A 25944-nucleotide genomic window follows, 5' to 3' on the forward strand; every position below is an offset into this window, starting at 1 on the left:
GGTGAACACGCCGATCCAGTCGTTGACCTCGCCGCGCAGGAAACTGACCACCATGTATATCGTGATGCAGTTCATCCCCACCACGGTGAACACGAACGGCCAGCGGCGCAGGTTCCAGACATCGATCAGCAGGTAGAACACTCCCAGGCTGAGCGCGGCCCAGCCGCCGCTGAACACCACCCAGGAGGGGGTCCAGATGCGCTTGACCACCGGGATGAACGGGCTGAGCGCCAGGCCCAGGCTGATCGCCGCGGCGCCGAGGAGCATCAGCACGGCCGCTTTCCTGCGCTCCTCGATCCCACCGCGCAGCAGCTCGCCGGCCATGATCCCCAGGATCACCGTGGCCGTGGAGCCCCAGCAGTTGATCATCGTGTAGCCGCCCGGGTCGGTGTGCCCGAACACCCACTGCTCCACCGCGCTGTGCCAGTTGGCGTTGATCGCGTAGGGCCCGCCCGGTCCCACGCCCGGCCAGAACTGGAACAGGGCCCAGTCGGAGAGCAGGACGAACAGCACCGCGGCGAGTTGGACTTTCCAGCCCCGGCCCAGGACAAAGAAGGCCAGGAAATAGGCCACCGCTATCTGCTGCAGCACGGTGGTCATGTTCCAGACCAGCTCGTTCTGGTCGATACAGATCCGTCCCACACCCAGAAGCAACAGGAGCAGGGCGCGCCAGAAAGCGTGCTTGAAAAGCTGGGTGCGGCTCTCGCCGCGGGAGCTTCGGATCGCGAAAGCGAACGGCATGGCCACGCCCACGATGAAAATGAACGAGGGCTGGATCAGGTCCCAGAGCACGCAGCCCTCCCAGGCCACGTGGTCCACCTGACGGGCCAGCCAGGACCAGGTGGGGCTGCCGGCCAGGGAGTCCAGGCCGAAACCGGCCGAGACCATCAGGAACATGGTCAGGCCGCGGTAGGCATCCAGGGAGAGCAATCTTTTCTGTTTGGTCAGTTCAGGACTCATTTCAACATGCTCCTCGACCGGGTTCCAGTGAAAACATGCGGGGATTGAGCGGGGACCGGACTTTTTCCATCCGGTGCTGAACATCGCTGCGGCAAGTCCGGGCATTAAGAATTATGCGGAAACCACCTAATTACAAGTTAATTCAACATCCGGCCTCTCCCGGTCCGGCCCGTCTTGTTCAGAACCGGTTCAAAACCTAACCGGACAGACTGTCATGTTTCAAAAAAAGATAGTATAATTTAAAAAATGCGTCTTAGAATGGATTTTACGTAATTGTTCAATGGAGCGTGGAATGAGGTTTATCTCCGGCGTGCGGAACACGATCAGCTTTGTCCTGGTGTCGCTTTTCTGCCAGTTGACACCCGCTGCCTCGCTGGCCGCCCCTCCCGCGGACAAGACCCTCCTGGCTCGTGGCGACAGCGCATTCCCGCCCTTCGAATACCTGGACGACCAGGGCCATGCGACCGGGTTCAACGTGGACCTGCTGCGCGAGGTGGCCGCGGTGATGGGGCTGAAACTGAACGTGGAGCTGGGCGACTGGAGCGAGGCACGCCACGAGTTGGAGGCCGGCCGGATAGACATAATCACCGGGATGTTCTACTCTGCGGAGCGCGACAGCCTGGTCGATTACTCGGCGCCGTTCATCACGGTGTCCTACATGGCTTTTGCCAGGACCAACCTGAAAATAGACTCCCTGGCCGACCTGAAAGGCCTGCGGGTGATAGTGCAGCAAGACGACATCGCGGATGATCTTGTCACCCGGGGCGCCGTGGCCGACACCGTAATCCGGGTCAACAGTCCGGAACAGGCCCTGCGCCTGCTGGACGCGGGCGGCGGAGATTGTGCCGTGATCTCCCGGATACAGGGCTTCTATTTCATCCAGCGTCTCGGCCTGGAGTACATCCAGCCGGTCGGCCAGCCGCTGGCCCGCCTGAATTACTGTTTCGCTGTCCGGGAGGGCAACCGCGACCTGCTGATGAAGTTGAACGAGGGCCTGGCCCTGATCACCACCATGGACCGTTTCGACCGCATTTACCTGAAATGGTTCGGCAGCTATGAGGGCGGCCCGCTTTCCTCTCCCCTTTTCCGCTACATGCGCTACATCCTGCTCGGGTTCCTGGTGCTTATCGCCGCCAGCGTGGTCTGGAACTATTCCCTTCGTCGCCAGGTTGCCCTGCGGACCGCGGAACTGAGCCGCGAGCTGGCCGAAAGACAGAAATCGCAGAAAGCCCTGCACGAGAGTGAGGAGCGTTTTCGCCGCATCGCCGAGAACGCCCGGGATATTATTTTCCGTATGTCATTACCGGACGGCCGTTACGAATATCTGAACCCATCCGCGGCAAGAATCAGCGGTTACAGTCTGGAGGAATTTTACAACACACCGAAGATGATTGAGAAATTAATCCCTCCCTCTCAGCGCGAGCCGTTCCAAAAGACATGGCAGGCGATGCTGGCGGGAAATATTCCGGAGAGTATCGAATTCCTGATCATTACCCGCAGTGGCGAGGAAAGGTGGATCGAGCAGCGCAACGCGCTGATAAGGGACGAGAACGGCCGCCCGGTGGCACTGGAGGGTATTGCGACAGATATCACCGATCGCAGGAAGATGGAGGAGGAACGAGTCCGCGCCTCCAAGCTCGAATCCATCGGCCTGCTGGCCGGCGGGATCGCGCACGATTTCAACAACATTCTCACCACTGTGCTGGGCAATATCAGCCTGGCCCGGATGATTGCGGGAGAGGAGTCCGAGATGGACCGTATCCTGCAGGATGGTGAGACCGCCACCCTGCGGGCCCGTGACCTGACCGGCCAACTGTTGACTTTCGCCCGGGGCGGCGCGCCGGTCAAACGTCCCCTGACCCTGGGGCGTCAGATCGAGGAATCCGTGCGTTTCGCCCTGCGCGGGGCGAATGTCTCGTTCGAGACCCGGATCGCCCCCGACCTGCGCCCGGTGGAGGGCGACCCCTCGCAGATTGGCCAGGTGCTGGACAACCTGCTGATCAATGCCCGGCAGGCCATGCCGAACGGCGGGAAAGTGACGGTGCGGGCCGAGAACTGTCCCCCGGATGTGAAGAAAGGCCCCACCGGGGACAGGAACGGTGAAGCGGCGAGTTATATCCGACTGAGTGTGGAGGATGCGGGCGAGGGGATCCCGGAAGGGAACCTCGATCGGATTTTCGATCCCTATTTCACCACGCGCAAGGGTGGCACCGGCCTGGGCCTGGCCACCTCCTACTCGATAGTCAAGCGCCACGGCGGCTGGATCGAGGTCGCTTCACAGCCCGGTAAAGGCTCGGTATTCAGCGTCTTTCTCCCGGCCTCGGACGCGCAGCCGGAGCCGGAGGAGCCGCAGGCGGTCTCGGGCAATCCGGGCAGGCACCGTATCCTTGTCATGGACGATGAGGATTCGGTCCGGAAAGTCTGCACCCAGATGCTGGAACGCCTGGACCAGAAAGTGACCCAGGCCGCCGAGGGCGCGGAGGCCCTGCGCCTTTTCGAGGCGGCGCGCGCCGCGGGGGAGCCGTTCGAGATGGTGATCATGGACCTGACCGTCCCGGGCGGAATGGGCGGCCAGGAAATGGTGATGCGGCTGCGCGAGATGGATACGGAGGTTTTCACCGTGGTCTCCAGCGGCTACTCCAGCGACCCGGTGCTTTCCAATCCGGCCAAATGGGGATTCAAAGCAGTGGTGTCCAAGCCCTACCTGCTGAATGACCTGCGCCGTCTGCTGCTCTGGATGGAAAAGTCCACGCACGGAAACGGCATCGCCGGTCAGGCGGGCTGAAAGCTGCGTTCCAGCACCGCGGCCAGTTCAGAGGCGCCGAGCGTCGCCGGGTTGGCTTTCATGCTGCTGGCCTTGAGGCCCTTCTGAACGACCTCGTCGATCATCTCCCTCTTGAGTCCGAAATCCGCCAGCCCGGGCTGGCCCAGCTCACGGCACAGCGCGCGGACAATCCCCGCCGCCTCCTCCGGCCCGGAGACCCTTTCGATCCCGATTAAAGACAAACCCTCGCGGAAACGCTCCAGCGCCCGTGCTGAGCCCGGCAGGCCGCTTTCCAGAGCGCGCAGGTTGGCCTCGATCACCGCGGGAAGGAGTGCGCCGCAGACCGCCCCGTGGGGTGCGCCCAGCATCCCGCCCAGGGGCGCTGCCAGGCCGTGCACCGCACCCAGCCCGGCGTTGGCCAGGGCCAGGCCGCCCAGCAGCGCGGCCAGGGACATGTCCTCGCGCGCGGCCCGGTTGGCCCCGTCATGGTAAGCCCGCCGCAGCGAGCGGCCCACCCGCGCCAGGCCCTCGCGGCAGAACCCATCCGTGAACGGGTTGGCCCGGCGGCAGACAAAGGCCTCAAACAACTGGGTCAGGGCATCCAGCCCGGTGGCGGCGGTGACCGCGGGCGGCAATCCGACAGTCAGCTCCGGGTCGACCAGGGCCACCGCGGGCAGCAGGAGCGGGCTGCGCAGGCTGACTTTCACCCCGCGTCCCGGCACACCCAGCACCGAGTTACGGGTCACCTCGGCCCCGGTCCCGGCCGTGGTGGGCACAGCCACGCAGGGCGCGGCACGGTGGGTGAGCGGCTTGCCCGCGCCCACCACCTCCAGATAATCCAGCATCTCTCCCGGGTTGGTCAGAAGGGCGGCCACGGCTTTGCCCGTGTCGATCACGCTGCCGCCGCCCAGGGCGATCACACAATCGCAGCCGGACTGTCGGGCCAGGGCCAGACCTCGTTCCACTGTTTCGGTGGTTGGCTCACCGTGCACCGGGAACGCGCTCACCGCGCAGCCTGAGGTTTCCAGGCTCCCCAGCAGGGCGCTCCAGCGCTGCGGCGTGCTGCCGGTGACAGCGAGCACACGCTTGCCACCCAAGCCATGCACCAGCTCGGGAAGCTGCGCGGCGGCCCCCGGTCCGAACACGATCCGCCCGGCCGTGGCGAACTCGAAATTCATCGCACGCTCCCCTTGACCGCGCTGTCCCAGCCATCCTCGCCCGGGAACACGTTGGCAAATTTTTCGGAGGTGCGCGGCGCGGCCATCAGCGGCTCCACCGTGTCCCGCCAGCGGGCGTAATGCGCGGTCTGCTTGTGGAGCGCCGGGTCCCCGGCCGTGCGGTAGACCTCCACCAGCACGAAACGGGTCGGGTCATCCGCGCGCTGGAGGATGTCGAACCGCGCCACGCCCGGCTCACCCAGGCTGGCTCTGGCGTTGAGAACAGTGGCGGCCTTGAACGCCTCGACCGCCTCGGGCTTTACCTGTACGTTGACATGCACTGCCAGCATGGGGGCCTCCTTTATCCGGAAAAACTTCAAGGTTGAGACGTTTGAATTAACGGCACTTTATAATCCTTCTTTCGTTTCGGGGCCGGTAGGCCAGACAGCCTCCCCCTTCGAAAAAGGAGGACTGAGGGGGATTTATCTTATCAATCGGGCACGGCATGCCGTGCCACTACCCCAGATTTTCGGATTACAGTGAAGATTCTATTCTGCGCGGCCCCCAAAGGCTGGGCTGCGGCGGCCTGGCAGCCGCAAATGGGTTTTATATCTAAACATCTTGACCCTGATCGGATACTATTCCCATCAATAGATACCTGAAGGAGTCCGGTGGGTCAAGTCCGCCGCCGGCTGCCACGGGATTTGACATCCGGCAGTCCGTACGTTAAGAATAATAAGCTCGTTTCAGTCCGGAAGGCACAAAAACATGGTCCGGCCCCGCGGGGCCGGGATGGAGATATTGAAGCATGGAAGAGAGAATCCAACCGCCAGTACGAGGCATCCGCGAAATCTACCGGATCGGCATGGGGCCATCGAGCAGCCACAGCATGGGGCCGCGACGGGCGGCCGAGATTTTCCGGGACGGCCCGGGAAAGGGCGCCGCGCGCTACCGGGTGACCCTATACGGGAGCCTCGCCGCAACCGGCAAGGGCCACCTGACCGATGTCGCGGTGCACGAAGCCCTGCGTCCGGCCGAGTGCAGGATTATCTGGAAACCCGAGACTTTCCTGCCCCGGCACCCCAACGGCCTGAGGCTGGAGGCCCTGGACAGCCGTGGCAAGAGCGTCGCCGACTGGACCGTGTTCTCAACCGGCGGCGGCGAGTTGACCGATGACACGGGCGTGGTGGGGGAGAGTGAGCGGGTGGTCTATCCGTTCCAGCACCTGGATGACCTTCTGCTGGTCTGCGCCGAGGAACAGAAAGCGATCTGGCAGGTGGTCGAGGCCCTGGAGGGGGATATCCGTCCCTGGCTCGGCGGTATCTGGCGCGCCATGGTCCAGTCAGTGGAGCGCGGCCTGGGCCTGGAGGGGGTGCTCCCCGGGCCGCTCAAGGTGACCCGCCGCGCCCCGGACAAGTATCGCCGGGCGGCGGAGATGAAAGGCCCCCTGCGCGAGACCGGGTTCATCAGCGCCTACGCCCTGGCCGTGATCGAGGAGAACGCCGCCGGCGGGACCATTGTCACCGCGCCCACCTGCGGCTCGGCCGGGGTGCTGCCGGGTCTTCTCTACTACCTGCACGCGCGCGAGGGCGTGCCCGAGGCGGATATTCTCAATGCCCTGATCGCCGCCGGGGCAGTGGGGGCGTTCATCAAGGCCAATGCGTCGATCTCGGGCGCGCAGGTGGGCTGCCAGGGCGAGGTGGGGGCGGCGTGCAGCATGGCCGCGGCCGCGGCGGCCCAGGTGCTGGGCGGTACGCCGCGCCAGGTGGAGTACGCCGCCGAGATGGCGATGGAGCACTCGCTGGGCATGACCTGCGACCCGATCCTGGGCTACGTGCAGATACCCTGCATCGAGCGCAACGCCGCCGGGGCCACGCGGGCGTTCACCAGCGCGGGCTACGCGCTGCAAGGGGACGGCACCCACCGGATAAGCTTCGATGAGGTGATCGAGACCATGCGCCGCACCGGCGAGGACATGAGCGCCGACTACCGAGAGACCTCCCGCGCCGGGCTGGCCGCGCTCAGGCGCCGCGGTCGCTGAGGGTATGCTCAGCAGGCCGCGCCGGGTTCCGGGGCGCAACCCTCGATAATGATCGCCCGGCTCTCCGTGGACACCTCGCGGAACTGCTTGACATGGCTGTATTCGGGCGAGTCCAGGAACGCGTGGGCCTGGGCGCGGCTGGTGAACTCGATCAGGATCAGGCGCTCCGGGCTCCAGCCGCCGAACACGCTCTCAATCGCGCCGCCGCGGCTCAAGTAGCGCCCGCCCGCGGCCCGGACCAGGTCCGGCACGGCGCTGACATATTTTTTGTAGGTTTCGGGGTCCTTGACCGTTATCTCGGCGATGAAATAGACCGGCATTTTCAGTTCTCTCCTTCAGCTCGCTTGATTGTTTGCATGGCTTTCCGGCTGTGTCCGCCGCACTGGATCGGGCGGATGGAAAGCCCGTGTGCGGTCCGGTAAATATAATCCGGACACCCGCTCGGCGCAGTGAAAAACTCCGCGCCCGCTTCTGCCAACCCGCCACCGGCCGCCCGGCCGAGGAGCGTATGAGAAAAGCACCGCTTGCTGTCCTGACCGCACTTGTCCTTTCGGCTTGTCTTGCCCGGCCGTGCTTTCTGTGTGCTGAAACGATCCTGAGCGAGGATTTCGAGTCCGGGGTGCTGGGGCAGTCTTGGGAAAGCCTGAGCCAGGACAGCGCACGGGCCTCGTTCGAGACCCGTCCCGAGTTCGTGCACTCTGGAAATAGCTCCTTCCGCCTGACCTCTTTCGCCCACAGCGGGCCGGCGGAGCAGATCAACGGTTACGCCTACAAGGAGTCGGATTCCTGGATCATGACCTGGTTCCTGCCGGGAGTGGACCGGGTCTACGTGCGCTGGTACGCCAAGTTCGCCCAGGATTTTGACCAGGGCCACCAGATGCACTGGTGCGGGCTGGGCGGGCACCGCACGGATGACCCGCGCTCGGGGTTCGGGCGGGCTGGGGAGCGGCCCAACGGCACCGACCGGTTCGGCACCAGTGTGGAGCCGGCCCGCGTGGACAGCCTGGCGCCCCCGGGGCGGATGTGTTTCTATTCCTACTGGCCCGACATGGCACAGTCGCCGGATGGCCGCTACTGGGGCAACCGTATCTACTCCGAGCCGCCGCTGTTCATCGAGCGCGGGCGCTGGTACTGTTTCGAGATGCTGGTGAAGCTGAACGAGCCGGGCAAGTCCGACGGCGAGCAGGCGCTCTGGGTGGACGGGGCCAAGGTGATCAGCCAGACCGGCATCCGCTGGCGCGACAGCGACATCCTGAAGCTCAACGTGTTCAAGTTCGGCCTCTACATTCATTACTGCGAGCACGACTGCACCTACTGGGTGGATGACCTGGTTATCAGCACCGACCCGGTGGGCCCGCTCGAAAGCCGCTGAGACAATCCATCTCGCGTCCGGGAATCCGTTTCCCGCGGAGGAAACATGTTCATCACCTTGCTGGCGGTGACTTTCGTAGTCTCTCTTGGCGTTTCGCTGATAGTGTCGCGCCTGTTCCGCGACTCGATCCGCCGTATCCTGTCGCGCATCATCCAGGATGAGATCGCTTCGAGCTGGGTGCGCTACATCCATTTCGCGATCCTGGTGGTGGGGGTCTCGAGCGGGGTGCGTGTCTATGACCTGCAGCAGTATGTCCTGCCCCGGGAGACCAAGGAGGGGTTCGAGGCGGCCCTGCCGGCCCTGACCACCGAGCGCTGGGTGCTGGAGGTCTACCGCACCGTGATCGGCACGGCCAGCGGGGTGGCCTGGATGCTGCTGGTGTTTTTCGTTTTCGCCCTGATCGCCTACGTGATCGTGCGGGTGTTCGAGAGCCGCAAGGCCGGCTGAGATGAGGGTTGAAGACTGGGCAATAAAGCAGGGGCGGTCGGACGGTCATCACGCGGATGGATCGGGTGTAGGCCTTTGCCTCCCCCTTTCGTAAAGGGGGATTGAGACAGCAATGTCAGGTTAGGAGCTTACAGTGAGAAGTCAGACTCTTTCTGCTTTGGTTTCGGCCAAAGCAGCAAAGCCAGCTGGGGCCGCAAACTCGCCCCGACCGCGACTCCTCTTGAACCTGTGGTGTGCCCGGAGCCTCGATTCCGCTGCCGCGATGCAGCGGCGGCGCTGGCGCGAATCGCCGCCGGGCGGCGCTGCATTTCCAACCCCGGCCGTTTCAGGCTCGATTACACGCTGCTCTGGCGTGAGGCTCAGACAGGTGCGGCCCCAAAGGCTGAACTGCGGCGGCCTGACAGCCGCAAGCGGGCTTAGTTTTCTGGGATGCCGGGCAATGTCGTAGGGGCGAACCTTGTGTTCGCCCGTAAAACCGATATGCAAAAACCTTACCGGATATCGCTGTATCGAGGGGGATTCGAGTCTTTGACTGGTTAAATCCCCCCTGGCCCCCCTTGGGAAAGGGGGGAAACTAAGCTAAAACAATTTAGGGGAGGGTTTTAAACCCTCCCCTGCGCACTTGAGGACCAGAAGCGCTAACCGCCTCAGCGCAACGCCGCCCCGCCGTTCTCGTCCTGCGTCTCGCCCTTGATATTGCCCTCGAAAGTGTTCCCGGCCAATTTCACCGAGCTGTCGCCCTTGTACACGTACACGCCGTAGCGCTGGGTGCGCTCCTCGCCGGAGCGGGTTTCGGCGATACGGTTGTTCTCGAACACTTCATCCTGGTTCGCGGGACGCACCAGCACACCGTAACCTTCCTGGGCGTTGCCGTTGTCATAGATCTGGTTGTCGCGGAACACGTTGCGGTGGCCGCCCACCAGCGGCTCATCCGGGCGGAAGAACACGCCGCTCGTGCCGTTGTAGCGGATGACATTGCCGGTGAACAGGTTGTCGCTGTCCTTGTGGCCCACCGAGATGCCGTGGTCGCCGTTGTACTCGATCAGGTTGTCGCTGAAAGCGCCCAGGCGCACGCGGTAGCAGAGGAAGAACCCGATAGAGCCGTTGTGGTGGAGGTGGCAGCCGCGGATGACCGAGCGGGCGCTGCCGGTGCCGGGGTGCGCGCCGAACCCGCTGTTGCCGCTGGCCTCGCAATTGGTCACGCTGATACTGTCCGTGATCTGCCACGAGATGCCGTCACCGTTGTAGTTACGGCCCACGCAACTGTCCACCAGGCAGGCGCGGCAGTTGAACAGGTAGATCGCGCCGCCGCGGCAGCCGTCCAGCACGTACGGGTTCTGGTCCTTGTTGCCGTCCGCCGTGATCCCGCGGATGGTCAGGTCGCGCCGTCCGTAGGCCGCAAGCACCGGGAACGCGCTCTCCACCCGCGCCGTGCCGCCCACGTAGTCCAGGTCGCAGATCGACCAGTTGCTCAGCTTCAGCGTGTCGCCGTCGATCCGCTCCACCGTGGCGGTCATCACGTTGTAGCCGCCCTCGTCGTTGCGGTCCTTGATCGCCACGCCCATGCCGGGCTTGAACTTATCCGGCTCCTCCACGCAGAACAGCTTTTCGCCCCAGTCGCCGCCGTCATGCACCCGGCTGGTCACTGCCGGGGCCTTGAGCAGGATTGTCTGCCCCGGCTCGCCCAGGATCGTGACCCCGTCCACCGGGATCATCGCGGCGTTGTCCATCCGGTAGGTCCCCGCCTCGATCATCAGGGTGTCGCCCGGGCGGAGCATGTCCAGGGCTTTCTGGATCGCGGTGTTGTCATCGCCCACCACATCCGCCTGGCCCGATTGCGCCACCCGGATCGTGTGCGGCCCGGCGGCGGCCGGGGCCTGCCCCTGGGGGCATTGCCCGCAGGCGAGGACAGAAAGGGCGGCAGCCAGCGAAACGAGCAGAACCTGAGTGCGGGTTTTCATGCGTGTATCTCCGGGTGAGGGGGTGACTGGCATCGAGCCGGGCCGAGGGTCGCAGCGAAAGTTTCCGGAACAGGAAGATAGCACCACCTTAGTTCAGGGATCAAGACGAAAAACATTTTCCAGACGCCGGAAATACCTTATTTATATCCGCACCCGGTTTTCGGGCTTTTCTCTGCCCGCCGCCGGGGCTGTCAGACCGGGAACGAAGACGATGCTTAAACATAAACCGCAGTTCCACTTCCATCAGGGGGATTTACAATGAAACTTCTTCTTTCTTCGCTCCAGCCGGCGTTACTGGTCGCGGGCCTGCTGCTGGCGGCATTGGCCGCCTGCTCCGGCGCCGGTGCGGGCAAGAGCGCGGTTGCGGTGCGGGTCGCGGCCGACAGCACGCTGCACAAGATGGCCGGCGGACTGGGCGCCTCCTGGCACGCCATCGAGGACTCGATCCCGTTCGATGGCGAGCGCAGCCACGGCGGCAGTGCCTGGGGCGCCAACCCTGACCCGGCGGACGGTCCGGCCTGGGCCGCTCTGGAGAGCCACGCCGACTGGCTGGGCCTGGATTTCATCCGCGTGGAGCTGGAGGCCCGCATGTACGAGCCCGAGCGCGGGGTGTTCACCTGGGACAGTCGCGAGATGCAGGTCCTCTGCCGCATCCTCGACTGGTGCCAGAGCCGCGGGGCGGATGTGTTCCTGCAGCAGATGTGGGTCAACGCCGACTGGAACGCCTATCCCGAGTTCCGGGGCGATCCGGTCAAACGGGTGCACAGCGCCCCCTACTCGCTGGAGGATTTCGCCACGGGCTACGCCGCCCTGGTCAAATACCTGACTGTCGAGCGCGGCTACACCTGCATCAAGTGGCTCTGCATCAACAACGAGCCGGGTTGGGACTGGTCGTGGTGGCAGATGCCGCCCAACGAGACCGCCCCGTTCACCCCGGGCCTGGCCGCGGTGCGCGCCGCCCTGGACAGCGCCGGAATCAACCTGCCGATCTCCGGCCCGGACTGGACCGACACTCCGGCCCTGGACCAGTCGAAGCTGGATTTCGACCCCTATCTGGGGGCCTACGACATCCACAGCTACTACAGCCGGTTCGACTGGGACAATTCGATGACCACCGGCCGTCCCGACCTGCCGCTCACCCTGGTCGCGGGCCGTCTGGCCGACTGGGCCGGATGGGCGCACGAGCGCGGCAAGCCGTTTTTCCTGAGCGAGGTGGGGACCATGTATTACGGCTGGGGCAAATCCGACACCGGTCCCTCGCTCTGGCTTTCGGCGCTCAAGGACGCCGAGCTGACCCTGCGCGGGATCAACGTGGGAGTGGACGGGTTCAACCGCTGGAGCTTCATCAACCGCGGCGACCTGGACGGCACCTGGCAGATGGTCGAGACCTGGGACCGCGAGAACCGACGTCTGCGCTCGGAGTTCACGCCCTTCCCGAACAGCTATTTTGTCTACGGCCTGCTCACCCGTTTCATCGCCAAGAACTCCGAGGTCCTGGCCACGCACGTGACCGGCGGGGCGGACTCCAGCGGCGTGCAGAGAGTGGTCGCCGCAAGCCTGCGCGCGCCGGACGGTGCGCTGACCGTGGCCGTGCTGAACGACGAGGACAAGGACCAGGAGACCTCCCTCGACCTGACCGGCCTGGGCCAGGCTTGCAAGCTGTATGTTTACTGCGTAACTCCCGAGGGCAAGGACAACCCCGCGCTGCAGATCGAGCCGCTGGACTCGCTCGATGTGGCCGCGGGCGGAGGGAGCCTGACGCGCGTGCTGCCGCCCTCCAGTCTGACCGTGCTCTCCACCCGCCGTCTGGCGCACGCCGAGCCCTCGCTCAGCGCCGCGCCCTGAGCGGCTTCGGAATTGTAATCACTTTCGCGGAGGCGGCCTGTCAACCGATGACCGGCCGCCTCCGTTTGTTTGCCGGTCTGCGCGGACTCGTTAAGGAAGCGGGGAGCGATACGAGGCGTGCGGAAAGGGTGGAAACACTTCTGCATATCCCTGCGCGGCGTACACCACTCAGTTCAACGCCGGTAAATGTCCTTCCTGTGGCCGAGACGGATCACCAGCACGACCAGCACCGCGTCCCGGACCTCGTAAACGACCCGGTAATCACCCTGACGGAGCCGGTAGAGATTGTCCGAGCCAGCCAGTTTGCGGCATCCCTCCGGGCGGGGATTGTCGGACAGGCTGTCGATCCCGGCCGCGATACGGCGGCGGATGCCGACCGGGAGGGATTCGAGCTGCTTGAGCGCCGCGGGCAGGATCGTGATTTCGTAGCGGCTCACAATCCCAACCTCTTTTTCGCCTCATCCCAGGCCAGGGGGGATTCGCCTTTGGCTTTCATTTCCTCAAGCGCTTTATGGACAGCCTGCAGGTCGAGCAGGTCCTCGGCGGTTTCCAGCAGCTCCATATCCTCGGCTGAAATCAGAAACAGCGAGGCGCCGCTGCGGTGATGAATCTCCACCCGCTCACCGTTGTAGGCCACCCGGTTGAAAGTGTCCGGTGGTATCCTTGTCTTGGAGGCATTGAGCGATGACATTTGACCCTCCGATGGTACGAGTTGTACAATTTGATCCATTTGAACAAATATGCCTTTACCGGGAAATAATGTCAAGTTCCTGCCCCCCTTCCGCGACCAGCCATCCGGACTGATGAGCCCATTCTTCCCTCCCGCTTCCCGGACGGTCGGCTTTGTGTCCTTGACAAAACAGGACAGTCCGGTATAGATATTCTCATTTTGCGGCGCAGACGCGTTTATTTTCACGCCGGGCAACGAATTATCCGTTTCCGTGCGATTGATGCCACCCAGCCCCCGAGGAGAGGTCTTTGATCCGGTCGAGAGCAGTTGTGAGCGTAGCGCAGACAGTCGTTCTGCTGGCAGGTCTGGGCCTGGCCGGGCCGGTCCGGGCGCGGGACAGTCAGGAGACAGGCCTCCGGAGCGCACCGATCGAGGCCTCGGACCGCGAGGTGTTTGTCAGTCGGGCCACTGGGCCGATCCGGGTGGACGGCCATCTGGATGATCCGGCCTGGGAGTCGGCCCGGGCCTGGAGCGGACGGTTCTACCAGCAGGAGCCCCTGGACCGGGAGCCCTCCAGCCAGATCACCGAGATACGGGTGCTGCAGGATGAGCACAACCTGTATTTCGGCATCAACTGCCGTGACACCGAGCCCGGCCGTATCTACGCCTCGGTCAAGCGTCACGACGGCAGCTTTCTGAGCGATGACGCTCTGGAGCTGCTCATCGACACGTTCCACGACCGCCGCAACAGCTACGCTTTCGGCACCAACCCGTTCGGCGCCATGGTGGACGCCATCATCAGCGATGAGGGCGACCATATCAACAAGAGCTGGGACTGCGTCTGGTGGTGCAAGACCTCGGTCGACAGCCTGGGCTGGAACGTCGAGATGTCGATCCCGTTCAAGTCGATCCGCTACCTGGAAGGCGAGAACGTGGACTGGGGCCTCAACATCACCCGCGAGGTCAAGCACTGCAAGGAGATCACCTACCTGGCCCCGATCCCGCGGGGGCTGGGGCACAACGGCAAGTTCAAGGGCTCGCTGTTCGCCACCCTGCGCGGGATAAACACCCCCAAGGGCGGGCTTAACCTGGAGCTGGAGCCCTCCCTGACCACCGGCAAAACGTACGTTTACGACCCACGCAATTTCGACTCGCAGTTCGATGGCGGCCTGGATGTGCGCTACCACGCCACACCGCAACTCGCGTTCGATTTCTCCTACAACACCGATTTCGCCCAGGCCGAGGCCGAGGAAGCCGTGGTCAACGTGACCCGGTTCAACGTGGACCTGCCCGAGAAGCGTGACTTTTTCCTGCAGAGCGCCGGGATGTTCCAGTTCGGCTCCACCGGCCAGAGCGGCGGCACCCTGGTTGGGGTGAGCAGCTCCAGCCTCTACACGCTGTTCGAGTCGCGCACGATCGGGATCGTGGACGAGCAGCGGGTGCCGCTCTACGGCGGGGCCAAGATAGCCGGGCGCGCCGGCGGCTGGTCGCTGGGTGTGCTCAATTTCCAGAGCAAGTCGGCCGAACTGGAGGGGGGTGAACATTCGTCCTCGACCAATTTCACCGCAATCAAAATCCGGCGTGACTTTCTGCGCAACTCCAATATCGGCATGATGTTCCTGAACAAGCAATCCTCCGGCGACAGCTATTCGCGGGCCGTGGGCTCGGACTGCTTTTTCGCCCTCACCCCGGAGTTCAGCCTCAACGGCTCGATGGCGGTGAACATGGCCCCCGGGGTCAGCTCGCGTAACTGGGCCGGGGATGCCGGTTTTATCATTAACAAGGACTGGGTGGATTTCGCCCTGCACTACGCTTTCATCGACACCCTGTTCCGTCCCGAGATGAGTTTCATCGCGCGGGAGAATGTCCGCAGCACGGATGCAACGCTCAGTTTCACCAAGTGGCTGAACAACGAGTATTTCAAGAGCCTCTCCCTGGTCAGCGACAACGACTACCTGACCGACAACCACAACACGTTGCTCACCCGCGAGTTCCGGATCAACACTCTGTTCACCCTGAAGAGCGAGGACTATTTCGATTTCGGGGTGCACCGCAAGCTGGATTACCTGCCGGAAGAGGATTACATCCAGGATATCCCGATTGAGCCCGGGAGCTACCTGGGGACCCACTACCACGTAAATTTCAACTCCTACCGCTCGCGCCCGCTGGCAGGCAGTGTCTCGCTGCGCTGGGGGGACGAGCTGGACGGCCGGACCTACAGCTACAGTTTCACCAGCAACACCAAGGTCTCCAACAGCCTGAACATGGACCTGGGCTACACCTACGAGCACCTGGACCTTCTGCGGGGCACGTTCAACGCCAATATCCTGATGGGCCGCTGGACCTGGTCGTTCAGCCCGGACCTGTTCGCCAAGTGCTACGTACAGTGGAATGACGCGGACAACAAGGTGCGGACCAATTTCCTGCTGGATTACATTTACAAGCCTAAAAGTCACATCTATCTTGTATTCAATGAAAATCGCAACACCTACGCCTCGGCCCTGCACGATGTCCAGGACCGGATGCTGGTGCTCAAGTTCACCTACTTATACAGCATGTAAACTGTTGCTGGGAAAGAACTCACGGACTGTAACCCGAGGGGACGCCGATGAACAGAATTTTTCTTTCCGTATGTCTGTGCCTGGCGGCGGCCGCGCCCCTGGCCGCGCAGGAGGGGCGCACGCGGATCGACCTGAACGGCACGTGGGAGTTCGCCCAGACTGCTGAGGCGTTCCCGCCCGCCAAGTTCAGCCGCAAGATACCGGTGCCGGGGCTGATTTTCCTGGCCGAGCCGAAGATCGAGCAGTTGGAGGCCTACTACAAGGGCGACTATCAGCCACGCTACAACTGGTACCGCCGCAAATTCAGCGTGAGCGCCGCCCTGGCCGGACGCGAGGCAGTGGTGACCCTGCTCAAGAGCAAGTACGTGACCACTGTCTACCTGAACGGGCGCAAGCTTGGTGAGTCGATGGCCTGCTACACGCCGGTGGAGTTTCCGGCAGGAACGGCGCTTCGCCCGGGGGCGGAGAACGAGATACTGGTCTGCGTGGGCGACCGCAAGTGGCTGCCCTCCCAGGCCCCGGGCAGCACGGACAAGGAGAAAGTCACCTACTGGCCGGGCATCTGGGATGACGTGTTCGTCACTTTCAGCGGCAACTACCGGGTGGACCGGGCCCTGGTCCTGCCCGAGCTGGCCGCGAAAAAGGCTACGCTCAAGCTCCTTCTGCGCGATTTCTACCCGGCCCAGATCCGCTACGGCGACCGTATGTGGGACTCCTGCCGGGTGGAGGCCGTGGTGCGCGAAAAGCTGAGCGGCGCCCGGGCGGCCGGGCCGTTTGTCACCACTGTCGCCCTAAAGCGCGACAACCTTACCGAGCTGGCCCTTGAGATGCCGTTCGCCGCAGCGCATCCCTGGACCCCGGAGGACCCGTTCCGCTACACGGTGACAGTGAGCCTCAAGGACCAGTCCAGCAAACTGAGCGACCGGGTGGAAAAGACTTTCGGCCTGCGTGATTTCGGCCGCCGGGGCAAGCATTTTACGCTCAACGGTCAGGAAACTATTCTGCGCGGGACCAATATCACCCTGCACCGGTTCTTCGAGGACCCCGAGTGCCGCGCCCTGCCCTGGGACCGCGAGTGGACCCGCCGTCTGATGGCCGAGATCCCCAAGAAGCTGGACTGGAACGCCATGCGGGTCTGTGTGGGTATCTGCCCCGATTTCTGGTACGACATCGCCGACTCCTGCGGCCTGATGCTGCAGAACGAGTGGCTCTACTGGCAGAACCACGGCTGGGACGAGGAAACGCGCACCGAGTACCGCGACTGGGTCTGGTCGGATGGCAGCCACCCGAGCATAATCATCTGGGACGGGATCAACGAGAACTGGGATGACTATATCGGCAACCACCTGATCCCGGAGCTGAAACGGCTCGACCCGACCCGTATCTGGGACGCCGGCTACATGACCTCCGAACAGATGCAGCAGGACGAGATGGACGAGCCGCACCCGTACCGGGCGGTGAGCCACCACGATCAATTTGTCCAGGATATCGAAAAAGAGCCCTATGACCTGGGCCGTCTGGACCGCTGGCCCGCCGATTTCAGGGATTTTCTCTACAGCAGCTCGGCCCAACTGGTCAACGAGTACGGCTGGATCTGGCTCTGGCGCAACGGGCTTCCTGCCAAGCTCACGGTGAACGGGTATAACTACTACACCGGGCCGGACGCCACCCCGGAGCAGCGCCGCGAACTGCAGGCCTACTGGCTGCAGGCCGAGACCGAATGGTTGCGCGCCGAGCGCTCGTTCGCCGGGGTGCTGGCTTTCTGCTACCTGACCAACGACCTGGGGTTCACCGGCGACTGGTTCCTGAACCCGATCGCCAAGCTCGAACCCTCACCGACCCTCAAATGGTTCAAACACTGTTTCGCTCCGGCCGCGGTATTCCTCAACCTGACCGACCAGCGCTGGATGAAGCACGTGCCGCCGCTGGAGCCGGGGAGCGAGCTGGTGGTGAACCTGGTGGGGGTGAACGACCTGCCCGCGGATGCGAGCGGTGCGGTGAAAGTGCGCCTTCTGGATTCGACCGGCCGGGAGGTCTTGTCGCAGAGCCTCACCATGACCATCCCACGGTTCTACCGCGAGAACCGCGCCACCATGCTGAGCCTTCCCGCCCAGCCCGGCGGCTACCTCCTGCTGGCCGAGTTTACCCCCGCGGGCAGGAGCGAGCCGGTGGTCAGCCGACGGTATATCAGGGTGGGTAAGCTGGAGAAATACGAATTCTACGACCTGACGCCGTCCTGGTAAGTTTAGACAGAAAGCAGAAAACATAAGGCGGGAGGCACGGTGCGCTGTGCCTCTCGCCTTTTTGTGTGGATTCGAGTTTTACTTGCGGAGCCGAACAAAACAGGGGGGCGGGCCGGCAGCCTTTTTGCATGAGCCGCGGCCGGCAGGCCTCGCACCTCCGGCGGGCGGGCAAAAAGGATGCCGGCCCGCCCCGCACGCCCGTGTCAAATCTTCGGCAGGTATTCTTTATGCGCCTGCAAGAGGTCATCCGCAAGGGCGGTCGCCTCGGAGGGTGATTTCACCGCCCCGTCTAAAATCAGCGCCTGGATGAACTTGTCCCGGCTGCCCTCCATCGCGGCCTCGGCCAGTGTCTCGATCCAGGCCAGACGTTGCGCGATCACACCAGCCGCTCCGGATGGCAAAGCGGCGACTTTCAGCGGCTCCATCCCCTTTGTGGTCGCCCGGCAGGGACATTCGAGCACGGCGTCCGGGGGAAGGTTGGGCGCCTGGCCGGTGTTGGGCACGTTGGCCGAGTAGACACGGCCGTTGCCCGTGCGCAGGCTCTCGATAATGTCCATCACCTGCTCGTGTTCGCCAGAGAAACGCTCGAAATAGTGCGCGCTCAAGGGTCCCGCGGCGACGGCCTCCTCGCGCATGGCCTCGAACTCGTTATCGCCCTTGGCGATAGTGCGCTCGAAACTGAAAGCCTCCGTGCCCAGGGTCTTGCCGTAGTAGGTCCCCTCGCGGCTGAACATTGAGGGGAAAAACTCGGTGATATGACGGTCCATCGGGGCGGGGAACGCGCCGAACTGAAGGGTCAGCTCCAGGGTGGCCGGGTGGCGCGGCGGCTGTTCGCCGGGGAGGGCCTCCCAGGAGCCGCGGGCCAGGAACAGCTCACCCAGGGCGCCCTCGGCCAGCGGTTCGGCCAGTCCCGCCCGGCAGGTGTCGAACAGGTGCTCGGTCAGGTCGGTCCGGCCCTGGCGGGGCTGGATGATCCAGGTCAGGTGGTTGAGGCCCACGGCGGTGTACTCCAGTTCGGCGAACGGGACATTGAGCTGCTCGGCCAGGAAATGCGCCGCCTCGGTCACCCCGTGGCACAGGCCGACCATATTGGCCGGGGTATATTTGCGCACCGCCCGGCAGATCGCGGCCATGGGGTTCGAGTAGTTGAAGAACAGGGCCTCCGGGCAAAGTTCGAGCACATCCTGCGCCACGGCCACCATCACCGGGATCATGCGCATGGCGCGCGAGGTGCCGCCGGGAAGGGCGGTGTCGCCCACGGGCTGGAAGATACCATGCTTGCGCGGGATGAACACATCCTGCTCCCAGGCGCGGCGGCCCCCCACGCCGATAGTGCAGATCACGGCCGTGGCCCCGGGCAGGGCAGTGCGGCGGTCGGTGTGGGCGCTGATCGTGACCGGCGCGTTGTGCGCGGCCACCATCTTGCGGGCCAGACGCTCGGCCACCTCCAGGGCGGACGGGTCGATATCGACCAGGGCCACCTCGGCCGGCCAGCCCTTGCGCAGGAGGTCTCCCAGCAGGCCGCAGGTGAACATGGCGCTGCCCGCGCCGATCATCACTATTTTCTCTCGCATGGCTCTGCCTCACTTTCGGGCTTGAATTGGCGGGTTGTCTCGGGATTGCTCAGAAGATAATGCGGGTTGCGGCAGGTGCAAGGGGGAGTGTCGTGGGCTGTTGCCGGTTCTGTTTCTTGGATTGTTGAAAAGCGGTAAAACATTATTGACAAACGATAAAAATGGTAGTACGGTTGAGCATCCCTTTCATCTCAAACCCTCAACCGACAGAGGTCAGTGATGAGTGAGGAACGCCCTGTACATGTGTCCAAACTTCTGTCTTTTTGTGTCCGCGCCAATTGGGTTCTTTCAATAGTATTTATGATCGTTATTCCGCTACTCTTTGTTTTTTGCCAGATAAAGCTGAAAGGGTTCTTTCTTCCTGGTGGGGAATCATTCCAACTGCAATTCAAAGATGTGCTTCCAAAAATAGTCGACTGTGCGAAAGGCGATGTTTTTATTGAAAGCTACGGCAATGTGACAATGATCGGTAATATCCCGGCTGTTGTCTATCCGCAGTGGGTTGTATTTTTTTTAGAAGCACTGATAGGCTATTTTCTGGCCGTGCGTCTAAAACGACTGCTCCAGAGAGTGCGAGAGGGGCGGCCGTTCGATCCGGCGAACCCTAAGGACATAAGAGATATCGGATGGCTGGTCATTTCCGGCACAGTTCTTCAGTCTGTCCTTAGTACCTACGCAGCTTTATATCTGAGAAAACACGTTCCCGTCCCTGTGGATTGTACTTTGACTGTTATGCCGCAAATAGATTTGTTGTTCATTTTCCTCGGTCTGGTCATCCTGCTGCTTGCCAGTATCTTCCAGGCCGGCGTCGACTTGCAGCAGGAACACGACCTGACTGTCTAAGGCGCGACATGCCAATATTTATAAATCTCGACCTGATGCTGGTGCGCCGCAAGATGAGCCTGACCGAGCTGGCCGAGCGGGTGGGGGTGACTATCGCCAATCTCTCCGTGCTCAAGACCGGCAAGGCCCGTGCCGTGCGTTTTTCCACCCTGGAGGCGATCTGCGCCGCCCTGGAGTGCCAGCCCGGCGACATCCTCGAATACCGGCCGGAGGACCAGACAGCGGAGGGCTGAAATAGTTGGCCCCACGGCTTCGGGATTGTATCTTTAGCGGACCAATCCACCCGAACGCCACCCCGAGGCCGAACATGAAACCCATCCGCTGCCTGTCTGTCCTTTGCGCCTGTCTTGCCCTCAGTTCACCGGTGCGTTCCGCCCAATTGCCGGTGAGCGGCCTTGCGGCCGAGTTCCGTCACGGCCAGGTGTTTCTCACCTGGCGTGAGCCGGCCGGCGCCCATGGCGGCACGTTCAATGTCTACATCGGCGACAGTCCGCTCGAAAGCCTCGGCCGGGCGCGGCTCCTGGCCAGCCGCATCGAGGCCAACTCCGCCCGCGATTGGTGGGGCGACCCGGCCACCTATTTCGAGGACGATTCCGCTGGATCGTACAAACCGACTGGTTTCGTGATCCGCGAGGGCGGCCCGGCCCTGGACCCGCAGATGGGGCTGTTCGTACACACGGTCGCACCGGGTGATCCGGGGAAAGCCTTCTACGCGGTCACGATGACTGCCGGCGGCGTGGAGGACTCCCGTGTCGTTCTAGGGGTGAACAGCCTGGCGAACCCCGTGGAGCAGGCTGTCCAGCCGGTGGAGCCGGTCTGGCAGGGCGCTCCCGGAGACAAGCCCGCCGTCGGCGCGGCCGAGGGCCTGCCCGTGGTGATGAGCCTTCACGGCCGCGGCGGACGGGAGAAAGTCGGCTGGCTGGCTTTCGGCGGCCCCGAGACCGGCTGGCGCGAGGGACTGCCGTTCAAGTTTTTCGCCGCAGTGACTGACAGTCACCTGCAGATCACCCCCACCGACCGGACCTGGGTCGGCCGCACGCTCAGGGAGAGCTGGGACAAACGCGATCATTTCTCCCCGGCCATCGACACTTTCTGGTACGGCTACAACGACCGTATCTTCGACCCGGACTCCATGGCCCTGGGCACGCCGGTCAATTTCACCGAGCGGCGCAACCTCTGGCTCATGGGCTGGGCGCGGCGGTATTTTCGCCCCGACATCACCCGCATGGTCCTGGAGGGCGGCTCCATGGGCGGCTGCGGCGGCCTGTCCTGGGGCCTCAGGCATCCCGAGCTTTTCTGCGCCGTGGTCTCGGATGTTCCGCTGGTCGGCTATTTCGGCCCGGAGTGGGGCGGCAGCGAAAAGCGTCTTGCCGCTTTCTGCGGTCCCCTCGACCGCCCGTGCAGCGACAGCCCCAGCCTGCGCACCCGGATGGACTCCCGCTCGGTCCTGGCCGAATCCGCCGCCAGCGGCCGCGACCTGCCGTTTCTGGTGATAAGCAACGCACGTCATGACATGTCTATCCCCTGGAAACCAAACCCGCGCTACTACCGTTTCCTGGACAGTGTCCGCGCCGGTTGCCTGATCGCCTGGGACAACCGCGACCACGCCACCTGCATGAGCGGCCCCGAGCCCTGGTTCCGCAAATGCCACGACCCCGCATGGCTGGCCGGCCTTCTTCCGTTGGACCGCAGCTACCTGGCGTTCAGCCGGGCCTCCCACGACAGCGACCCCGGCGCGGGTGATACGGCGGCAGGCGACTCGGCCGGGTTTTTCAACTACGGCCTGGAGTGGAGCGATATCCTGGACACCCCCGGGCGCTACGAGGCCACTGTCCGCTATGAGGGCGCGGGCGGGATTTTTCCGCTCGGCGTGGATATCACCCCGCGGCGGGTCCAGCATTTCCGGGTTTCGCCCGGTGCGCGCGTGCGGCTGGTGGAGTGCGCTCCGGACAGCGCCGCGCTGATCGATACTGTCACCACGGCCGACCGCAGCGGGCATGTCACTTTTGGCGGGTTCCGGCTGGAAAGCCCGGACGGCGGGCGCCTGATAATCCTGCCCGTGGAGTAAACTACCGCCGAGCAAGCTCGGCGGCTTTTGTCAGCCGAACAAGTTCGGCTGATCGTTTGCGGCCGTCCCCGGCCTCTGTTCTTTGATATATTGCCGTATCATTTCGTCTGTGGTGCCTGTACCCGAACTCATTACGAAATAGCCTCGCTCCCACAGTGCGCCACCCCACAACTGGCGCTTGATGCTCGGATACTTTTTGAACAGTTCTCGCGCGGTTATACTTTTTATCGTTTGGATTAACCCTGATGGACTGTCATCCGGATTCGCACTTACGAACATATGTACGTGGTCCGCGAGAACTGCCAACTCCACCACCTCAAATTCATATCGCTCGGCTATTTCATATATCAGGTGCGATAAATATTCCCCTATATTGCCAGACAACACCACTTTGCGATACTTTGGGCACCACACGAAATGATACTTCAAATCGTATTTTGTGTGTGAACCACTCTTTAAGCTCATGGTCAAATCCTCCCGGAAGCTAAATTACCTCCCGTCGGATTTGACCGCAAACGATTATTAGGGGGCGCGCTGCCCCCTAAAAACCCCTGCTAAAATGGATGCCATTCATCCCACAAGCAAGCTTGTGGGTTTTCTGGCATGGCTTTATAAAGGAAACCTCTGCCGTCTTTCGGATTGCATCCGGGAGCGAAAAGTATAGATTGTCAGGGCTGGCCTGACAGGCCGGACCGCACCCGTAAACAACCCCTGCCGTTACATTTCAGCCACCCGTTTCCGCCGGAGAGAGACGATGAAACGCCTGCTTGTCCTCCTGTTTCTGACACTGGCCGCGGTGAGCCTGTATGCCGCCGCGCCCGACACGGAAAAGAAAGCCCCCCTCGAGATCAACGCCAGGCTGGACCACGCCGACTGCCTTTACAGTCTGGGCGACAGCGCGTTGTTCAGTGTGGAGATCATGCGTAACTCCGGCAGGAAAGCCCCTTTCACGGTCAGCTACCGTCTTAGCGAGGACGGGGAGCGCACTCTCGATGAGGGGAGCCGCGGGAGCAAGGACGGCCGCCTGAGTTTCAGCGGCAAGCTCGACCGTCCCGGTTTCCTGCGCCTGGAACTGACCGCGGTCTCGGGGGCTGACACGGTGCGCAAGACAGTGGCCGGCGGTTTCGACCCGCGCGCCATCCGTCCGACCAACATCCTGCCCGAGGATTTCGACCGTTTCTGGCGCGAGGCCCGCGCCCAGCTCTGGCGCACCCCGGTTGACGCCCAGGTGCAGCCGGTTGCGGATACCACGTTGCCCGGCGCGGCCCACTATCTTGTGAGCCTGGGTAACGTGAACGGCACGCGGGTCTACGGCCGTCTGGCCGTGCCCGAGGGCCAGGGGCCGTTCCCTGCCGTGCTGATGGTGCCCGGGGCGGGAGTGGGTGTGATCAAGCCCTGGGGTGACTATATCCGCGCCGGTTTCCTCTGCCTGGCCATCGATGTCCACGGCATCCCGCAGGACCGCGAGGACAGCTACTACCGCAACCTGAACGACGCCCTGCTGTCCGGCTACCAGCTTTTCGGCTGCGATGACCCCTACCAGTACTACTACCGGCGGGTGATCCAGGGTTGTTTCCGTGCCCTGGACTATCTGGCCTCGCGGCCGGATGTGGACACCACCCGCCTGGCCATCGCCGGCTCCAGCCAGGGCGGGGCCCTGAGCCTCCTGGTTGCCGGTCTGGACAGCCGGATCAAGGCCCTCACCGCCAACGTGCCCGCCATGTGCGATCACACCGGCAGTCTGTACGGACGGCCCTCGGGCTGGCCGCGGCTGCTGCGCGCCGACAGCCGCGATTGCGTGCGCCGCACCAGCGCCTACTACGACGCCGCCCTGAACGCGGGCCTGATCAACGTGCCGGCGCGCCTGGCCGTGGGCTTCATCGACCGGACCTGCGCCCCGACCTCGGTCTATGCCGCGTTCAACAATATCAAGGGCCCCAAGATCATCGACAATTACCCGGACATGGGCCACTCGTTCGGGCCGGACTGGCAGAAAATCGCCGGGGCCTGGCTGCTCGAGCGTCTTAACGAGAGCAAGGCCGCCAGGGGAGGCAAGTGACGCCATGCGTAAATTATTGCTTCTTAATACAGTTACGGCGGCGCTTCTGCTCAGCTTTGCGATAGCCCAGGCACAGACCGCCGCGGGGCCGGACAGCCTTCGCCTGACAGTCAGCGCCGACCGGCCGGACCATATCTACAGCCTGGGCGACAGCGCGCGGTTCAGCGTGGATATCCGTCCGGCGCTGAGTCGTGACCAGGAAATGACCCTGGAGTACAGCCTCAGCCTGGATGGGGCGGACCGGATCGCCCAGGGCCGCCTTGCCACCCGTGGCGGAAGGATCGACCTGGCCGGCAGCCTCGACCGTCCGGGGTTCCTGCGCCTGGACCTGACCCTGGCCGCCGGGCCCGACACACTCCAGACCGCCTGCGGCTGCGGTTTCGACCCCTACGCGATCCGTCCGACGGGCGTGCTGCCGGTCGATTTCGACCGTTTCTGGCGCAACGGCCGCGCCGAGCTTCTGCGCTTGCCGATGGACCCGCGTTTGGAGGAGGTGGAGCAGAATGAGATACCGGGCGCGAAGCGCTACAAGCTCAGCCTGGTGGTCAACGACGGGACCCGGATCAGCGGCTGGCTGACCGTGCCGCCGGGCAAGGGGCCTTTCCCGGCCGCGATCTACGCCCCCTACGCCGGAGTATACGACCCGGACACACGCACGATCATGGCCCGCGAGGGCCTGGTGACCCTGGCCCTGGAGATCCACGGCCTGGAGCTGGGTCGAGAGGCCGAATATTACCGCTATCAGGAGAACGGGGTGCTGGACGCCTACCGCGGCTTCGGCGCGGATGACCCTTACCGTTTCTACTACCGTCGCGCCGTGCTGGGCGTGATCCGCGCCATCGACTACCTCTGCTCGCGGCCGGATGTGGACAGCAGCCGTATCGGCATCACCGGCGGCAGCCAGGGTGGCGGGCTCAGCCTGATCACCGCCGGGCTGGACAGCCGGATCAAGGCCGTGGTGGCCAACGTGCCGGTCATGTGCGACCATACTGGCCGCTTTCACGGCCGGCCCTCGGGTTGGCCGGGCATCTTCCAGTACGCCGCCCGGGAGCGCATCGAGCGCACCTGCGGCTATTACGACGCCGCCCTGATCGCCGGGTTCATCAATGTCCCCGCCCGGATCGGCGTGGGCTTCATCGACCCGTTCTGCCCCCCGACCACCGTGTTCGCCGCCTACAACAACGTCAAGGGACCCAAGCGGATCGACTGCCACACCCTGGTCGGGCACGGCGCTTCTGAGGGCTGGTACGAGGATTCGATCCGCTGGCTGGCCCGGCAGCTTTCAGCCCCCGTCAAGCAGCCTTGAGACAAAGCTTGATCCGCGGAGTGTTTTTTATAATAATTAGAACGATGGTCGGATAAGCTATCAATTCAGGAAA

The 25944-nt window shown here is 63.5% G+C and carries 21 protein-coding genes; 12 read left to right on the forward strand and 9 right to left on the reverse strand.

What is annotated here, in order from left to right; translation table 11 throughout:
• Positions 1-960 (reverse strand): DUF5009 domain-containing protein (locus LLH00_01545; protein ID MCE5269950.1); only part of this gene is annotated, 960 nt, incomplete at its 3' end.
• Positions 961-1252: 292 nt separating this feature from the next.
• On the opposite strand from LLH00_01545, the gene LLH00_01550 reads away from it, so the two are divergent.
• Complete coding sequence (locus tag LLH00_01550; GenBank protein MCE5269951.1) at positions 1253-3745, forward strand: transporter substrate-binding domain-containing protein; 2493 nt, start codon at positions 1253-1255, stop codon at positions 3743-3745.
• On the opposite strand, the gene LLH00_01555 is transcribed toward LLH00_01550, so the two are convergent.
• Together LLH00_01555 and LLH00_01560 are read right to left on the reverse strand one after the other, a co-directional pair.
• Positions 3733-4902, reverse strand: a complete 1170-nt coding sequence (locus LLH00_01555; GenBank protein MCE5269952.1) for an iron-containing alcohol dehydrogenase — start codon at positions 4900-4902, stop codon at positions 3733-3735. The two genes, LLH00_01550 and LLH00_01555, sit on opposite strands and share 13 nt — an antisense overlap.
• Positions 4899-5231 (reverse strand): antibiotic biosynthesis monooxygenase, encoded by a 333-nt coding sequence (locus LLH00_01560; GenBank protein ID MCE5269953.1) that lies wholly within the window; start codon positions 5229-5231, stop codon positions 4899-4901. The genes LLH00_01555 and LLH00_01560 overlap by 4 nt, the downstream gene beginning before the upstream one ends.
• 458 nt (positions 5232-5689) lie before the next feature.
• Between LLH00_01560 and LLH00_01565 the strand changes: the two genes are divergently transcribed.
• Entirely contained in the window at positions 5690-6922 is a 1233-nt protein-coding gene (locus LLH00_01565) for an L-serine ammonia-lyase (protein MCE5269954.1), read from the forward strand.
• A gap of 8 nt (positions 6923-6930) precedes the next feature.
• Here LLH00_01565 and LLH00_01570 read toward each other — a convergent pair whose 3' ends face one another.
• Positions 6931-7242 (reverse strand): DUF1330 domain-containing protein, encoded by a 312-nt coding sequence (locus LLH00_01570; protein MCE5269955.1) that lies wholly within the window; start codon positions 7240-7242, stop codon positions 6931-6933.
• A gap of 188 nt (positions 7243-7430) precedes the next feature.
• Between LLH00_01570 and LLH00_01575 the strand changes: the two genes are divergently transcribed.
• The gene (locus LLH00_01575; GenBank protein MCE5269956.1) at positions 7431-8294 is read left to right on the forward strand and encodes a polysaccharide lyase; all 864 of its coding nucleotides are present in this window, start codon (positions 7431-7433) and stop codon (positions 8292-8294) included.
• A gap of 45 nt (positions 8295-8339) precedes the next feature.
• On the forward strand, positions 8340-8741 hold the full coding sequence (locus LLH00_01580) for a hypothetical protein (GenBank protein MCE5269957.1): 402 nt from the start codon (positions 8340-8342) through the stop codon (positions 8739-8741).
• Positions 8742-9388: 647 nt separating this feature from the next.
• Here LLH00_01580 and LLH00_01585 read toward each other — a convergent pair.
• Positions 9389-10702, reverse strand: a complete 1314-nt coding sequence (locus LLH00_01585) for a right-handed parallel beta-helix repeat-containing protein (GenBank protein ID MCE5269958.1) — start codon at positions 10700-10702, stop codon at positions 9389-9391.
• A gap of 258 nt (positions 10703-10960) precedes the next feature.
• Between LLH00_01585 and LLH00_01590 the strand changes: the two genes are divergently transcribed.
• A complete protein-coding gene (locus LLH00_01590) occupies positions 10961-12547 on the forward strand; it encodes a glycoside hydrolase family 5 protein (protein MCE5269959.1) in 1587 nt (528 codons plus the stop codon).
• Positions 12548-12720: 173 nt separating this feature from the next.
• Here LLH00_01590 and LLH00_01595 read toward each other — a convergent pair whose 3' ends face one another.
• Positions 12721-12984 (reverse strand): type II toxin-antitoxin system RelE/ParE family toxin, encoded by a 264-nt coding sequence (locus tag LLH00_01595; protein ID MCE5269960.1) that lies wholly within the window; start codon positions 12982-12984, stop codon positions 12721-12723.
• On the reverse strand, positions 12981-13238 hold the full coding sequence (locus LLH00_01600) for a hypothetical protein (GenBank protein MCE5269961.1): 258 nt from the start codon (positions 13236-13238) through the stop codon (positions 12981-12983). The genes LLH00_01595 and LLH00_01600 overlap by 4 nt, the downstream gene beginning before the upstream one ends.
• Before the next feature lie 287 nt (positions 13239-13525).
• Here LLH00_01600 and LLH00_01605 point away from each other — a divergent pair, with 287 nt between their 5' ends.
• Complete coding sequence (locus LLH00_01605) at positions 13526-15778, forward strand: carbohydrate binding family 9 domain-containing protein (GenBank protein MCE5269962.1); 2253 nt, start codon at positions 13526-13528, stop codon at positions 15776-15778.
• 47 nt (positions 15779-15825) lie between these two features.
• A complete protein-coding gene (locus LLH00_01610; GenBank protein ID MCE5269963.1) occupies positions 15826-18021 on the forward strand; it encodes a glycoside hydrolase family 2 in 2196 nt (731 codons plus the stop codon).
• 203 nt (positions 18022-18224) lie between these two features.
• Here LLH00_01610 and LLH00_01615 read toward each other — a convergent pair whose 3' ends face one another.
• A complete protein-coding gene (locus tag LLH00_01615; protein MCE5269964.1) occupies positions 18225-19595 on the reverse strand; it encodes a hypothetical protein in 1371 nt (456 codons plus the stop codon).
• Positions 19596-19814: 219 nt separating this feature from the next.
• On the opposite strand from LLH00_01615, the gene LLH00_01620 reads away from it, so the two are divergent.
• The 3 genes from LLH00_01620 (at position 19815) to LLH00_01630 (ending at position 22506) form a co-directional block, all read left to right on the forward strand.
• Positions 19815-20438: a DUF2975 domain-containing protein gene (locus LLH00_01620; GenBank protein ID MCE5269965.1), complete on the forward strand. Its 624-nt coding sequence runs from the start codon at positions 19815-19817 to the stop codon at positions 20436-20438.
• Between the two features lie 8 nt (positions 20439-20446).
• The gene (locus LLH00_01625; GenBank protein ID MCE5269966.1) at positions 20447-20671 is read left to right on the forward strand and encodes a helix-turn-helix transcriptional regulator; all 225 of its coding nucleotides are present in this window, start codon (positions 20447-20449) and stop codon (positions 20669-20671) included.
• A 74-nt stretch (positions 20672-20745) separates the two neighbouring features.
• A complete protein-coding gene (locus LLH00_01630) occupies positions 20746-22506 on the forward strand; it encodes a hypothetical protein (protein ID MCE5269967.1) in 1761 nt (586 codons plus the stop codon).
• Positions 22507-22536: 30 nt separating this feature from the next.
• Here the strand turns inward: LLH00_01630 and tnpA are convergent, their stop codons facing one another.
• Positions 22537-22971, reverse strand: coding sequence for an IS200/IS605 family transposase (gene tnpA, locus LLH00_01635; GenBank protein ID MCE5269968.1), 435 nt, complete (start codon positions 22969-22971; stop codon positions 22537-22539).
• Between the two features lie 289 nt (positions 22972-23260).
• On the opposite strand from tnpA, the gene LLH00_01640 reads away from it, so the two are divergent.
• A complete protein-coding gene (locus LLH00_01640; GenBank protein ID MCE5269969.1) occupies positions 23261-24565 on the forward strand; it encodes an acetylxylan esterase in 1305 nt (434 codons plus the stop codon).
• 4 nt (positions 24566-24569) lie between these two features.
• Positions 24570-25871: an acetylxylan esterase gene (locus tag LLH00_01645; GenBank protein MCE5269970.1), complete on the forward strand. Its 1302-nt coding sequence runs from the start codon at positions 24570-24572 to the stop codon at positions 25869-25871.
• Positions 25872-25944: the final 73 nt, after the last annotated feature.

Source organism: bacterium (assembly GCA_021372515.1).
GTDB lineage: Bacteria > Gemmatimonadota > Glassbacteria > GWA2-58-10 > GWA2-58-10 > JAJFUG01.

Coding starts and splice junctions, on each gene's coding strand:
- LLH00_01610 (MCE5269963.1), top strand. CDS start 15,826: ATGAACAGAATTTTTCTTTCCGTATGTCTGTGCCTGGCGGCGGCCGCG.
- LLH00_01570 (MCE5269955.1), bottom strand. CDS start 7,242: ATGCCGGTCTATTTCATCGCCGAGATAACGGTCAAGGACCCCGAAACC.
- LLH00_01575 (MCE5269956.1), top strand. CDS start 7,431: ATGAGAAAAGCACCGCTTGCTGTCCTGACCGCACTTGTCCTTTCGGCT.
- LLH00_01630 (MCE5269967.1), top strand. CDS start 20,746: ATGAAACCCATCCGCTGCCTGTCTGTCCTTTGCGCCTGTCTTGCCCTC.
- tnpA (MCE5269968.1), bottom strand. CDS start 22,971: ATGAGCTTAAAGAGTGGTTCACACACAAAATACGATTTGAAGTATCAT.
- LLH00_01600 (MCE5269961.1), bottom strand. CDS start 13,238: ATGTCATCGCTCAATGCCTCCAAGACAAGGATACCACCGGACACTTTC.
- LLH00_01560 (MCE5269953.1), bottom strand. CDS start 5,231: ATGCTGGCAGTGCATGTCAACGTACAGGTAAAGCCCGAGGCGGTCGAG.
- LLH00_01580 (MCE5269957.1), top strand. CDS start 8,340: ATGTTCATCACCTTGCTGGCGGTGACTTTCGTAGTCTCTCTTGGCGTT.
- LLH00_01550 (MCE5269951.1), top strand. CDS start 1,253: ATGAGGTTTATCTCCGGCGTGCGGAACACGATCAGCTTTGTCCTGGTG.
- LLH00_01640 (MCE5269969.1), top strand. CDS start 23,261: ATGAAACGCCTGCTTGTCCTCCTGTTTCTGACACTGGCCGCGGTGAGC.
- LLH00_01615 (MCE5269964.1), bottom strand. CDS start 19,595: ATGCGAGAGAAAATAGTGATGATCGGCGCGGGCAGCGCCATGTTCACC.
- LLH00_01585 (MCE5269958.1), bottom strand. CDS start 10,702: ATGAAAACCCGCACTCAGGTTCTGCTCGTTTCGCTGGCTGCCGCCCTT.
- LLH00_01625 (MCE5269966.1), top strand. CDS start 20,447: ATGCCAATATTTATAAATCTCGACCTGATGCTGGTGCGCCGCAAGATG.
- LLH00_01645 (MCE5269970.1), top strand. CDS start 24,570: ATGCGTAAATTATTGCTTCTTAATACAGTTACGGCGGCGCTTCTGCTC.
- LLH00_01620 (MCE5269965.1), top strand. CDS start 19,815: ATGAGTGAGGAACGCCCTGTACATGTGTCCAAACTTCTGTCTTTTTGT.
- LLH00_01555 (MCE5269952.1), bottom strand. CDS start 4,902: ATGAATTTCGAGTTCGCCACGGCCGGGCGGATCGTGTTCGGACCGGGG.
- LLH00_01565 (MCE5269954.1), top strand. CDS start 5,690: ATGGAAGAGAGAATCCAACCGCCAGTACGAGGCATCCGCGAAATCTAC.
- LLH00_01590 (MCE5269959.1), top strand. CDS start 10,961: ATGAAACTTCTTCTTTCTTCGCTCCAGCCGGCGTTACTGGTCGCGGGC.